At 60.6% G+C, this 14,363-nt stretch carries 5 protein-coding genes and 3 pseudogenes; 7 read left to right on the plus strand and 1 reads right to left on the minus strand.

Annotated features, from left to right (window positions below):
- Nucleotides 1–295: 295 nt before the first annotated feature.
- Nucleotides 296–523: pseudogene (locus DPV79_RS43995) on the plus strand (SEL1-like repeat protein); the annotation flags it as partial.
- 104 nt (nt 524–627) lie between these two features.
- On the opposite strand, the gene DPV79_RS06380 reads toward DPV79_RS43995, so the two are convergent.
- A complete protein-coding gene (locus tag DPV79_RS06380) occupies nt 628–1,251 on the minus strand; it encodes a site-specific integrase (protein ID WP_113045025.1) in 624 nt (207 codons plus the stop codon).
- Between the two features lie 582 nt (nt 1,252–1,833).
- Between DPV79_RS06380 and cdiA-2 the strand changes: the two genes are divergently transcribed.
- The 6 genes and pseudogenes from cdiA-2 to DPV79_RS43610 all read left to right on the plus strand — a co-directional run bounded on the left by cdiA-2 (nt 1,834) and on the right by DPV79_RS43610 (nt 14,325).
- Nucleotides 1,834–10,965, plus strand: a complete 9,132-nt coding sequence (cdiA-2, locus tag DPV79_RS06385) for a tRNA nuclease effector CdiA-2 (RefSeq protein ID WP_244321714.1) — start codon at nt 1,834–1,836, stop codon at nt 10,963–10,965.
- On the plus strand, nt 10,962–11,372 hold the full coding sequence (locus DPV79_RS41980; RefSeq protein WP_133295619.1) for a hypothetical protein: 411 nt from the start codon (nt 10,962–10,964) through the stop codon (nt 11,370–11,372). The genes cdiA-2 and DPV79_RS41980 overlap by 4 nt, the downstream gene beginning before the upstream one ends.
- A 66-nt stretch (nt 11,373–11,438) precedes the next feature.
- Nucleotides 11,439–11,715, plus strand: a pseudogene (locus DPV79_RS43255) (ShlB/FhaC/HecB family hemolysin secretion/activation protein); the annotation flags it as partial.
- Nucleotides 11,714–12,863: pseudogene (locus tag DPV79_RS06395) on the plus strand (cell surface protein); the annotation flags it as partial. The pseudogenes DPV79_RS43255 and DPV79_RS06395, both read left to right, overlap by 2 nt.
- Nucleotides 12,864–13,599: 736 nt before the next feature.
- Nucleotides 13,600–13,956, plus strand: a complete 357-nt coding sequence (locus DPV79_RS41985) for a hypothetical protein (RefSeq protein WP_133295620.1) — start codon at nt 13,600–13,602, stop codon at nt 13,954–13,956.
- A gap of 42 nt (nt 13,957–13,998) precedes the next feature.
- Nucleotides 13,999–14,325, plus strand: coding sequence for a hypothetical protein (locus tag DPV79_RS43610; protein WP_113045026.1), 327 nt, complete (start codon nt 13,999–14,001; stop codon nt 14,323–14,325).
- Nucleotides 14,326–14,363 lie beyond the last annotated feature (38 nt).

Here is a 14,363-nt window from a genome sequence, read left to right on the forward strand (position 1 = left end):
CAGTCTCGAAGCGCGTGAGGTTGCCGGTCCGTTGGAAGAGATTCAGGGCGTGTTAATGTTTGCGTCGGAAGCATAGCCATCGGCTACTGGCAAGGGGATTGTGATCAGCCCTTTGTCATGGGACGGCTGAACGGCGGGACCACGCGGCCCCAATGGCACTCGAACGTCCTGCATTCCGGACAGCAATTGAGTGGCTTCGGTAATACTGGCGTATAGAACGCCCTGATCCACGGCGATTCCACGAATCAGGGCGGTCAGCGCCTGACCAGATATTCAGGCGGCACCTATCACCTGTTCCATCAAGGATACCGGTCAGCAGTGTCCAGAAGATGGCGTATGGTGCGCGAAACTGGTTGCTGGTCAGATTGGCGATACGAAGCGCCTGTTTCCCAAAGGCGACGCGTTGCCGTCGGTCGTCTTGCATGAACCGCGACGGCTATCGGTTCTCGACAGCATGCTCGGTACGCGTCACCACATGGCCCATGTCGCGTGGGAACTCGTTGCGTACCTTGATCAGGCTTGACTCGGTTCCTCGGTGGAAGACCACAAGCGGATGGACTCTTTTGTAATCGACAGGAAGATCGCTCAACGTGACCCAACCTAATGAAGCGAAGCGGCGTGCGCACCCTATGACCTTGATAGGGTTCGGATGGTTGCTGTTCGTCCTTGGGATGCCGTGCTGGGCCCTCGCGAGCAGCGCGCTTCAGGTATTCGCTCCATATGCCGACTGGCCCAGGATGGCTGGAATGATCGGCGTTCCAGTGCCGTTGCTATTCGTTGCCGCTTGGAAGTACGACAGCGAGTACACAGGCGAAATCGGTCCTCTGCTGGTGGGCTGGTGCGTGGGCGTAGGGATGGCGAGATTGGCTTTTTTAATCGGAGGTTTGGCTCCGCATGGCTGATTGTTTGGCGAAGATCGCGCACCTGTATTCGTCCGTTTTGGGATGTGACTGAGGCAACGAAAAATGGCGAGATACTTGAATCGTCGGGTTGACTGAGATCGTGACAATTCGCTTCGTACCGGGTGCGTGCTCGCTGTATGGATCGACGGAAAGCTCGCGTGAACGCGTTAGCGGTTATGTAGAAGGGCGGCACATGCTCTCCGTCCTTGCGGGATTGCAGTATCGCGGTCGCCACGCTGGATAGGGGCACGGTGCGGGGTGAATCTGTCTTCGTTACTGGCAGATGAGTCGTTCGCCGATTGAGATCGATGCTCTCCCATAGTAAAGACGCAATTTCGCTTCGACGCATGCCTGTACCGTACCGTTACTCACACGCTTCCACTTGGGACACATATCGAGCCGGATATCGCCTGGCTTACACGTAGTGTTGTCGTCAGCAACGCAATTGGGTTGGAGGCATCTGGCTACAAGAAACGTCCAAGGTCAGAACATGGCGGCGAGCGCGATGCGCAGTCCGATCAGCACAACGATAGGGGGATCAGAGATCACGGAAACTCCTGAACGAAGTGCGTCGATGCGGAAATGCATCGACGGAGCGGCCGTAGCTTGCCGTACTCAGGAAATTGGATGGCAAATTCAGTGCGTATTTCCACCCTCAATTCTGCCGAGTATTTTTTGAGATGCCGAGTGAGGTTATATTCGCGTCGATTGCCAAAAATTCAGCCAATAGTTGCTGCTCGCGAAAGACAATGCTTCGCTTAATAAATCGAGATAACTGGGATGGTGCGACAGTAGTAGTGTGATGTAATCCACTGCCCTGTCCGTCGCATCTCGGCAACGCTTGACACTTGTTGACGCTGTTCTATTAGATTCCGTGCGATGTTCGAGGCCCGTGAGAGCGGATCGGACGAATCGCGAGTAGACCAAGATCATGAATAAAAACCATTATCGGCTGGTATTCAGCCGCGTGCGCGGTATGTTGGTTGCGGTGGAAGAAACTGCCAGTGCATCAGGCAACGCAGGGCGGGGCGAAATCGGTTTCGCTGTTCGTTCGCCGCACGTATTCGCAAGCTTCACGCTTCGTCATGTGGCACTCGCCGTACTTGTTGCGGCCGGCGTGATGCCGATATGGGCCAATGCCCAGGTTGTTGCGGGCGGCGCGCACGCCCCGTCCGTGATTCAGACACAGAACGGACTTCAACAGGTGAACATCAACCGCCCCGGCTCGTCGGGTGTGTCGATGAACACGTACAACCAGTTCGACGTGCCCAAACCCGGGATCATTCTCAATAACTCGCCGATCAACGTCCAGACTCAACTGGGCGGCATTATCGGCGGCAACCCCAATTTTCAGGCCGGCGACGCGGCACGTCTGATCGTCAATCAGGTCAACAGCAACAACCCGAGCTTTATTCGCGGCAAAGTCGAGATCGGGGGCGCAGCCGCGCAACTCGTGATCGCGAATCAGGCCGGCTTGGTCGTCGATGGTGGCGGCTTCATCAATACGAGCAGAGCCACGCTGACAACCGGCAATCCGAACTTCGGGCCTGACGGGGCGCTCACCGGTTTCAGCGTTAACCAGGGCTTGATTTCGGTTGTCGGCGCGGGGCTCGACACGGCCAATGTCGATCAGGTGGATTTGTTGGCCCGCGCCGTACAGATCAACGCCAAGGCTTACGCGAAGAACCTGAACGTGGTCGCTGGATCGAACCAGGTCGACTACAACACGCTGAACGCCACGCCGATCGCAGGCAACGGCCCCGCGCCCACCATCGCGATCGATGTTAGCCAGCTCGGTGGTATGTACGCGAACAGGGTGTTTCTCGTTAGTTCCGAGAATGGAGTCGGTGTTGCGAACGCGGGCGACATTGCGGCACAGGCGGGTGATCTAACGCTGCAGGCAAACGGTCGTCTCGTGCTCTCGGGCCACACCAATGCGGCCGGCAACATGTCGCTGTCGGCCTCGGGTGGCATTCAGAACAGCGGCGTCACGTATGGCAAGCAATCGGTCACGGTCAACACTGGCGCTGCTGATCTGACCAACAGCGGCGCGCTGACCGCCCAACAAAACCTGAACGCTAACGTCGGCAGTCTTAACTCGACGGGCACGCTCGGCGCAGGCATCAACGTCGACAGCACGGTCGGCACGAGCGGCGATCTGAACGTCACGAGCAGCGGCCAGTTGACCGCGACGGGGACCAACAGCGCGGCTGGCAACGCGACCTTCACCGGTAGCGGCGTCGATCTGTCGAACAGCGCAACGGCCGCCAACGGCAACCTCGCGCTGACCGCGACGGCGGGCGATGTGAACCTGACTGGCTCGACCGCCAGCGCCAAGGGCGCCGTGAGCGCACAGGCGAGTGGCACGGTCGTCAATAACCGGGGCAGTCTGTCCAGCGGCGCGGGTATGACGCTTGGCGGCGGCAACCTATCGAATCAGGGTGGCCGCGCCAATTCGCAAGGTCCACTGTCGGTGCAGATGGCCGGCACCGTGTCGAACCAAAACGGCATGCTCAGTTCACAGAGCACGGCCGACGTTCGCGGGAGTGCGGTCCAAAACAATGCAGGGCTGATTCAAAGCGCGGGCAAGCAAACGATTGCTGGCGCATCGGTCGACAATTCGGCAGGCCGGCTGATTTCCCTGAACGCAGACGGCCTGTCGGTGACTGCAACCGGCGCACTCACGAACGCGGCCGGCGCGAACGTGAGCGGCGATCCGGGCGGCGTCATCGGCGGCAAGGGCGACGTGACCGTACAGGGGAACACGGTCACGAACAGCGGCTCGATGTCGGCCGACGCGAACATGCACGTGATCGGCCAGAGCGTCGACAACGGTAATGGCGCGCTGCACGCCGGACAGACCACCACCGTCGACGCCGGCAATCATTTTTCGAATGCCGGCGGCCGGGTTGAGGGTCAAAGCGCCGTGTTGAACGGCGCGACGCTGGACAACTCCCAAGGCACGGTCAATGCGGTGTCGGTCTCGCTGAACGGTTCGACGCTGCTGAACCATGGCGGTACGGTCACGCAGACCGGCACCGGCCCGATGACGGTCGCGATCACCGACACGCTGGACAACTCGAACAACGGTCTGATCCAGTCGCGCAGCACGGACTTGTCGATCACGCCTGAGGCGCTGATCAACGACAACGGCGGTACGATCACACACGTCGGCACGGGCACGCTGACGGTTGGTAGCGCTTCAGGCTCCGTCAGCAACAAAGCGGGATCCATCGCCAGCAACGGCCGAACCGTCCTGCAAGGCAAGACGATCGACAACTCTGCCGGTTCGGCGTCCGGCCAAACGGGCCTGAGCGTCAACGCCGCCGACTCGATTACGAATCTGGGCGGCAAGCTCACGTCGAACGCCAACGTCGACGTGACCGCAGGTGGCGCACTGGTCAACGACGGCGGTGAACTCGGCTCAAAGACGGCAGCGACGACGATTCAAAGCGCCTCGCTCTCGAATCTGAACGGCAAGATCGTCTCCCCCACGCTGACGGCCACTGTCGCCGGCTTGATCGACAATAGCCAGAACGGCGACATCGAAGCCAATCAGCTTGTGTTGACGGCCGCGAACCTGAAAAACCAGGGCGGTCGCATTTCGCAATGGCAGAGCGGTCCGACGACACTTGCTGTTTCTGGCACGCTGGACAATTCGAACGGCGGCGTCATCCAGACCAACAGCACGGACCTGACGCTCGCGCCGGCCACCCTGGACAACTCGAAGGGCACCATCACGCACGGCGGCACCGGCACGCTGACGCTCATGCCCGGCAACGGTGCGGGGGACTTGAGAAATATCGGCGGCACGATCGGCTCCAACGGACAGGCCATCGTGAAGGCCGGCAGTCTGGACAATGGTAGCGGCGTCATCGCTGCGAAACTGGGGCTCGCAGCCACGATCGCCGGGGCGATGAACAACGCTCAGGGGCTGATGCGCTCGAACGCGGCGCTGTCGATCGTCAGCAACGGGGCGCTGTCGAACCAGCAAGGGCACATCGAGGCGGGCACGGCAGGCGATATGAGCACGCTGTCGATTCAGGCCGCGTCGATCGACAACACCGATGGCGCGGTGCACGACTTCGGCACCGGCAAGATGAATGTTCAAGGCGGCAGCCAGATCGTGAACAGTCACGCGGGCGGTGTCGACGGCATGGGGCAGATGACCGGTCAGGGCGACGTGACAATCGGTGCGGCTTCGATCTCGAACACGCAGGGCGGCCAGTTGATGGGCGCGAACCTGCTGATTCAAGGCAATACGCTGGACAACTCCGGAGGACAGGTCGGCAACGTCGCGAACGCCACGGGCGACGTGAACGTCGCGATGTCGGGCGCGGTGACGAATACCAACGGGTCGATCACCTCAACGCGTGACCTGTCGGTAGCGGCTTCCACGCTGCTCGGCGGCGGCGCATACAGCGCGGCGCGCGATGCGACGATCAACCTGCAGGGCGACTTCACGACGACGCCGCAAACGCAGTTCAACATTGGTCGGGACCTGACGTTTACCTTGCCGGGCACGTTCGCCAACAGCGCGAACCTGCAATCGGTCCACAACCTGACGGTCAACGCCGGCAACATCGTCAACACGGGCGCGATGACGGCCGGCAGCCTGCTCAGTACGCATTCGGGCGACCTGACGAACTATGGCGCAATGGTCGGCGGCAGCGTCGCCATCCAGGCAAGCGGCACGGTGTCGAACCTCGGCCCTGTCGCGCTGATCGGCGCATCGGACACGTCGGGCCTGCTCGAAATTCTCGCGCACGACATCGAGAACCGCGACGACACGACGCTGGGCGATTCGATGCCGACCACGACGATCTTCGGGCTTGGCAAAGTGGCTTTGGCGGGCGGCAAGGACGCGAACGGCAACTACACGAACGCGGCGTTGATCAACAATTCGTCGGCAGCGATCCAATCGGGCGCTTCGATGGAACTGCACGCTGACAAGGTCACGAACACGCGGCGCGTGATGCAGACCTCGGGCAACACGAGTCAGGTCGATCTGGCACTACTGCAACAGCTCGGCATCAGCATGTCGGGGTGCGCTGCTTACTACATCGCGGCCTGTAGTGGTCAGGACGTGCACTGGATCAACCTATTCCACGATCCGAATTATCCGGATTACGATCCCGCGCCGATCATCGCCGCGCTCAAACTGCAACCGGGTGGCGTCTTCACGGTACCGCCGAACGGTGGCCAGTGGAACAGCGGGTATCAATACACGACCTACGACGGCAAGGCGACCGCCAATACCGTGACGAAGCTGAGCCCGGGCGCGCAGATCGCATCGGGCGGCGATCTCGACGCGTCGACGGTCAAGACGTTCCAGAACTACTGGAGCAGCGTGACGGCGGTCGGCAACATCAAGCAGCCCGTGAGTCTCGATATGGACGGCTGGGGCGCGACGGGCCAGCAAGCGCCGGGCGTGACGGTCGTGTATTCCGGCTACTACCACTACAACAACTACGACAACTCGGAACACAACTGGACCTTGCCGTTCGGCGACAAGCCGTTCGTCGGCGGGCCGGGTGGCTATACGCAAGCCGCGCCGGCCGATGTGAAGCAATACAGCTTGCCCGACTATCGCTCGACGTGGGGCGCAAACGGCACGATCTCGGGCAACGGCGTGAGCGTGAACAACACGGCGGCCAATGCGACCATTCCGTCGCTCGGCCTGCTGCCCGGCCAGGCCGTGCCGGGGCTGACGATCGGGACGGTGAGCGGTAACGCGAGCGGCACGCAATCGGGAGCCGCCGCGATCAAGGGCGGTACGCCTACATGGGTCGATCCGGTGATCGCGAGCGCGACGGCCGTGAACGTGCTGAATAACCTGACGATTCCGCAAGGCGGCCTGTACCGGCCGAACCCGGCACCGAACCCGACGTACCTGATCGAGACGAACCCCGCGTTCACGCGGATGAACAATTTCCTGTCGAGCGACTATTACCTGAACCAGATCGGCGTGAATCCGCTGACGACCGAAAAGCGCCTCGGCGACGGATTCTACGAGCAGCAGCTCGTGCGCAACCAGGTCACGCAACTGACGGGCAAGGCGGTACTGGGGCCGTATACGGACCTTCAGGGCATGTATCAGTCGCTGATGCTCGCGGGTGCCGAATTGTCGAAGTCGCTGAATCTGCCGCTCGGCATGAGCTTGTCGGCGCAGCAGGTTGCCGCGCTCACGAGCAACGTGATCATCATGCAGACCGAGACGGTCGGCGGCCAGCAGGTATTGGTACCGGTCGTGTATCTGGCGAAGGCGGATCAGCAGAACGCGAACGGCCCGCTGATCACGGCCGGCAATATCGATTTGAAGAACACGCAGGTCTTCACGAACAGCGGGACCGTGAAGGCGGACAAGACGCTCGCGCTTCAGGGCAAGCAGATCGACAACGCGTTCGGTGCGCTGCAAAGCGGCGGCTTGATGTCGCTCGACACGACAGGCAACGTGGATCTCACCTCGGCCAATGTAAAGGCCGGTAGCCTCGACCTGAACGCGGGCAACAAGCTGATTCTGGATACCGCGACGCAGACGACGCACCAGGTCAGCCGCGACGGCGCGACGAGCGACAAGACGACGCTCGGGCCGGCTGCGAACCTGAACGTGGCTGGCGACGCGTCGATCAAGACCGGCGGCGACTTCCAGCAGAACGCGGGCAACCTGAACGTCGGCGGGAACCTGAACGCCAACATCGGCGGGAACTGGAATCTTGGCGTGCAGCAGACCGGCGAGCACAAGGTCGTGCAGCGCGCGAACGGGGTGTCGGATACGGACCTCAACAGCGCGACCGGCAGCACCGTGAACGTCGGCGGCAAGTCGGCCATCGGTGTGGGCGGTGACTTGACGGCGCAAGGTGCGCAGCTCGACTTCGGCCTGGGCGGCACGGTCGCGGCCAAGGGTAACGTGACCTTCGGTGCGGCGAGCACCACGTCGACCATCAACGCTAACAGCTCGGGCGACCAAGGGAATCGCAGCTATGCGGAAACCCGGCATGGGTCGGACCAGACGCTGACGGGCACGACCGTCAAGGGCGGCGATACGCTGAATGTGGTGTCGGGCAAGGACATCAATGTCATCGGCAGCACGATCGACCTGAAGAAAGGCGATGCGAACCTGCTGGCGGCCGGCGATGTGAATGTCGGGGCCGCGACCGAAACGCACGTGTACAACTCACGCGAGACGCATAGCCGTAGCGGCGTCGTGAGCGGCACGAAAATCGCCAGCAGCCAGGACGCGACCAGCACCGTCGCGAACGGCAGCCTGATTTCGGCGGACGGCGTGTCGATCGGCAGCGGTAAGGACATCAACGTCCAGGGTAGTACGGTCGTCGGTACGCACGATGTGGCGCTGAACGCGGCGCACGACGTGAACATAACGACGTCGCAGGACACCAGCCAATCGTCGACCACCTATCAGGAACAGCACTCGGGCCTGATGTCGGGCGGTGGTCTGTCGTTCTCGGTCGGCAACAGCAAGCTCGCGCAACAGAATCAATCGTCCAGCGTGACGAACAACGCCAGCACGGTCGGCTCGGTCGACGGCAATCTGACCGTCAATGCGGGCAATACGCTGCACGTGAAAGGCAGCGATCTGGTCGCGGGCAAGGACGTGACCGGGACGGCCGCAAACATCGTGATCGATTCGGCCACCGATACCACGCATCAGGCACAACAACAGCAGACCAGCAAGAGCGGGCTGACTGTCGGCCTGTCGGGCTCGGTGGGTGACGCAATCAACAACGCGATCAGCGAGACGCAGGCCGCGCGCGAATCGGCGAAGGACAGCAACGGGCGCGCGTCGGCGTTGCATGGCATCGCGGCGGCCGGGAACGTGGCATTCGGCGGCATGGGTGCCGCAAAGCTGCTGGATGGCGCGAAGGGATCGCAGGCCCCAAGCATTGGTGTGCAGGTCAGCGTTGGTTCGAGCCATAGTTCCATGCAGTCGTCGGAAGACCAGACGATTCAGCGGGGCTCAAGCATCAACGCGGGCGGGAACGCCAAGCTGGTGGCGACGGGCAACGGCACGCCGAAGGACGGCAACATCACGATCGCAGGCTCGAACGTGAACGCGGCCAACGTGGCGCTGGTCGCGAACAATCAGGTCAATCTCGTCAACACGACCGATACCGACAAGACGCAAAGCTCGAACTCGTCGTCGGGGTCGAGCGTCGGTGTGTCGATCGGCACGAACGGCATCGGTGTGTCCGCGTCGATGCAGCGCGCGCACGGCGACGGCAATTCGGACGCGGCGATCCAGAACAACACGCACATCAACGCCAGCCAGACCGCGACCATCGTGAGCGGCGGCGACACGAACGTGATCGGCGCGAACGTGAACGCGAACAAGGTCCTGGCCGACGTGGGCGGCAACTTGAACGTCGCGAGCGTCCAGGATACGACCGTGAGCGCCGCGCATCAGTCGAGCGCGGGCGGCGGCGTCACGATCAGTCAGGCTGGCGGCGTCGGCGGGAGTTTCAGTGCGCAAAACGGCCACGCGGACGGTAACTATGCGGGCGTGAACGAACAGGCAGGTATCCAGGCCGGTTCGGGCGGGTTCGACGTGACCGTGAAGGGCAATACCGATCTGAAGGGCGCGTATATCGGCAGCACGGCCGATCCGTCGAAGAACAGTCTGACGACTGGCACGCTCACGACGAGCGACATCGAGAACCACTCGCACTACAGCGCGAACAGCGCGGGCTTTAGCGCGGGTGCATCGGTCGGGCCGAGCAACAAGGCAGTGGGTCCGTCGTCGGTGTCGGGCGCGGGCGGCGTCACGCCGATGGTGTTCCAGAACGACAGCGGCGATCAGAGCGCGACGACGAAGAGCGCGGTGAGCGCCGGCACGATCAACATCACGAAGCCGGGCGAGCAGACGCAGGACGTCGCGAACCTGAACCGCGATGCGACGAACCTGAACGGGACCGTTTCGAAGACGCCCGACGTTCAGAAAACGCTGTCGCAGCAAGCCGACACGATGAACGCCGCGCAGGCGGCCGGACAGACGATTTCGCAGGGGATCGGCCTGTACGCCGATGGCAAGCGAAAGGATGCGATCGATGCGGCCAAGGCCGCCTACGAGCGAGGCGACCTTGTTGCGATGCAGTCTTACATCGACCAGGCGAAGAGCTGGGATGAGGGCGGGGCGTCGCGCGCGGGCTTGCAAGCAACTGGCGGTGCGCTGATCGGCGGGCTCGGCGGCGGCAGCGCGCTCACGGCGATCGGCGGCGCAGCGGGAGCCGGCACGTCGTCACTGTTGGCGAACCAGGCCGAGAAGATCAGCAAATCGGTGGGCGACACGACCGGCTCGTCGCTGGTCGGCAATATTGCTGCGAACGTCGTGGCAACGGTCGGCGGCGCACTGGTCGGCGGCAGCGCAGGAGCCGCCGCCGCATCGAACGTCGATCTTTACAATGCCAAGGAAGACAAGAACCGAGGCGAGGATCAGAAGGAAATCGCTGATCTGCAGAAGCAACTGCAGAAAGAGAAAGCGATGGTCGGTCAAGTCAATCTGACCCAACGGCAAGAGGATGGGCTGACTGTTGTGCCGTTCACGTCTGTGGCGGGTGCATTGGCCGGCGGCAAGGCTACGGGAGGCGCGAAGGCTACAGCGCTACTGCCGGCTGCTAAGCCCGGCGTCGTAGTTGCAAATGCAATGAACCCCACCGAGATATCGCAAGCAAATGACATTGTTGCAATGCAGGGGGGTAAATTTGTCGGTGCGCCAACCAACAACTATCCAGGTATTGATGGCTGGATAGATGGAGTTCCTGCAAGTCTGAAGAGTGTGACCGGGAATGGAATGAATGCTGTTCAGAGAAATATCGTGACCGGAGCGAATCAAATGAGCAAGGCCGGGGAAGTTGGAAATATCTATGTGGACGCCACAAGAGCTGGCGTCAACGTTCAAGATGTAACCAAATGGGCTCAGCCAGGCACCCCAATTTCCAATGTCTTGAATGAAGGGGCGGTCAACAATATTGTTATCAAGACCCTTAACGGTTGGGTTAGTTTGACAAAATCTACGATCGCCACTCCGCCCGGAGGACGCAAATGAAGAGTTCTTTGATAGATATGAAAGAGCGTCTCACTGATGACCAATTGGTGAGGTGCGTCGAAGATTATTTTTGGGAGCTTGGGCGGTCACGCCCAATCATTACGCCGAGGAATTACGGAGACTCCAGCACAGCCCTATACGCACAGGGGCAGCGAGAAGGCGAATGGTGTTGGATCAACGTAATCGAATGGCCGCCGGGGCAACGAATGGTTAATGACTGTCCCTACGCATGCTCGATCGAGAGTCGAGGGGATGCATTGTTTTCGGCCATTGTTGTTTCTGCAATCGCGTTGGTGACAGGCGGGAAAATTTACGACGATGCGGGATATCTGTGTTCCGGGCATGAATTCTCTCCTGATGAATTCAAGGAAAAATTGCTGGCTGAAGTTGGTCGGAAATATTCCTGAACAGAAGTGACCAATCTTAAAAGGGGAATTGTGAGGAGGTTTGCGTTTTGGTCACTTTTCGTCGTCATTCCGTTCGCCGCACGGGCACAACAGGCCCCCACTCCGAACGACCAGGCCGCAGCCGGGCGTGCGCTTGGACGTGCCTCGCCCGGAAGCCTATCCGGTATTGGCGACCGAAACACCGTGCTTTCGAATTGATCATTTCGCACTCGACGTGCCCGACTCGTTACCGGCCGCGTCAAAGGCGCAAGGCGCGTCAGCCTTGCCGATGGATCGCTTCACCTTTGCGCGCGATTGGCTTGCGCACTACGCCGGCCAATGCGTCGGTAAGCAAGGCGTCGAACGCGAACAAGGTCGTGGCCGATGTGGGCGGTAACCTGAACGTCGCGAGCGCTCAGGAGGCGACCGTGAGCGCTGCGCATCAGTCGAGCGCGGGCGGCGGCTTCACGATCAGCCAGACCGGTGGCGGGGCCAGCTTCAGTGCGCAGAACGGCCACGCGGACGGCAACTATGCGGGCGTGAACGAGCAGGCCGGTATCCAGGCGGACGCAGGCGGGTTCGATGTGACCGTGAAGGGCAACACAGACCTGAAGGGCGCGTATATCGGCAGCACGGCCGATCCGTCGAAAAACACCCTGACGACCAGCACGTTGACGACGAGCGACATCGAAAACCACTCGCACTACAGCGCGAACAGCGCGGGTTTCAGTGCCGGTGCATCGGTCGGGGTGAGCACCAAGGCAGTCGGACCGTCGTCGGTGTCGGGCGCGGGCGGCGTCACGCCGATGGTGTTCCAGAACGACAGCGGCGATCAGAGCGCGACGACGAAGAGCGCGGTGAGCGCCGGCACGATCTACATCACGAAGCCGGGCGAGCAGACGCAGGACGTCGCGAACCTGAATCGCGATGCGACGAACCTGAACGGGACCGTTTCGAAGACGCCCGATGTGCAAAAGACGTTGTCGCAGCAGGCCGATACGATGAACGCGGCGCAGGCGGCCGGACAGACGATTTCGCAGGGGATCGGGTTGTACGCTGACGGCAAGCGCAAGGATGCGATCGACGCGGCCAAGGCCGCTTACGAGCGCGGCGACCTTGTTGCGATGCAGTCGTACATTGACCAGGCGAAGAGCTGGGACGAGGGCGGGGCGTCACGTGCGGAATTGCAGATGGGCGGCGGTGCACTGATCGGCGGGCTCGGCGGCGGCACTGCGCTCACGGCAATCGGCGGCGCAGCGGGTGCTGGCATGTCGTCGTTGTTGGCTGGACAGGCAGAGAAGATCGGCAAGTCGGTCGGCGATTCGACCGGTTCGTCGCTGGCCGGCAATATTGCTGCGAACGTCGCGGCGACAGTCGGTGGTGCACTGGTGGGTGGCAGTGCGGGCGCGGCGATGGCATCGAACGTCGAGCTTTACAACGCAGGCAACGACCCCCAAAAAACGGACGACCGAGCGACAATCGCGGGACTGCAGGGGCTGCTCAATCGGACTGCTGCGATGGCTTCGGATGCCAAGGCCGGTGTCTGGAACGGAATGGTCAACGTCGCGGGCGTGATCGTCAATATTCCGAACGGCGGGCCATTCGCGTCGCCTGGTGATCCGGGATACGTTTCCCTCGACGGGTTGAAGAAACCGTATAAGTCGGGAACGTCGATCGGCCCCGACACGGAGTTCTGGACACCTGTCTTGGCGACGCTGGGTCTCGCCGGCAAAGGCGGTACGGCTGGTGCAGTTGATGCGGCTGTCGGTGCGGCCGACGCTCAAACTGGAACTCGCGTTCTTGGTACTGCAGATAGACTACTGCCGGATGCTGACTTCGCCGGTCGTGGTACGGTCCGCTCTGACTTGGCCGATCACTTAGTTAATCCATTGCCGTCGGGCAAGCAACTCTCGGGCGGGCACGACGCAGTAAATTTTGAATCAGCTCTCCAAGATGCAGGTGGTGCGGTGATTTCTAAAAATCAGACTGGCCCGGGAATCTACGAGGTTCAGTATCAGCTTCCGGGTGCCAAAAAACCAGCTACGAAGACGATTTACGATCCCGCTGTATACCCGGATATGCCGAATATGGCTAGTGAGGCGGCAAATAAGGCTTTGGTACAGTATCAACTAACGGGAAGTACGAGCCAAAAAGTGGTTGTGAACGGGATTGAGTTCGCGGTGCCTATCAAAGTGACATCGGGTTCGCCTCCGTCGGTTCCTACCGCATATCCGATAGGAGGTGTGAAATGAAGTGGGGTCATGCGCATGAAGTTGAAGGACCCGAGCAACTACTATATTGGGTTCTTACATGGGTGGTCGCACAGTCAGTGCCACTGGATCGTTGGCTCACTCTGATATTGCAGCCTAATGGGGGATTGGGGGGCGATCCTGGATGGGAAATAGACCATATCCCAGACGCAGATCACCCTGGGGGGTACAAGGTGTGGGCTGATCCCGATGTGAGTGGAATTGAGCCATCTGAAAGTATCTTTGACGCCCATGCGTTTCGAAATGCATTGAAGGTGACATTGCTGGCCTTTGGGGATGAATTCTCTGAAAGAGAGGAAGAGGTTCGCGATGTTATTGCGAGATTTGATTTGTGAATTTAGATTTGTCGATTTAAATTCTGATCAAGTGAGGCGAAAATGGCGGGATCGATAGTTGTTTATAAAGAAGTGCGCGTCCCTGTGAGTACGAGTCAGTTCGATTATTTGGTCAGTCGAATCGGTGATCAATTTCACCCGTCCGACATGTGGATTAAGGATGAGGTTTACCTTCCTATGGAAGAGGGGGTGAGCTTTATCTCAGCGGAATCGTTGAACTCTAACGGGCTGTCAATTTTTCTGGAGACTGTGATGCGGGCTAGAGCTGCTTCTCAGGCTGAGGAATCATTTCCTCTATACGAGAATGTATGGAATCAATTGGTTGAGAAGTTGCGGCAGGATGCGCGGCTCGGAGTTTCGGGGGATTGATTTAAACCTCAGTCATGGTAAGGCGCTGATGCGGATTG

Source organism: Burkholderia reimsis, from assembly GCF_003294055.1.
Classification (GTDB): Bacteria; Pseudomonadota; Gammaproteobacteria; order Burkholderiales; family Burkholderiaceae; genus Burkholderia; species Burkholderia cepacia.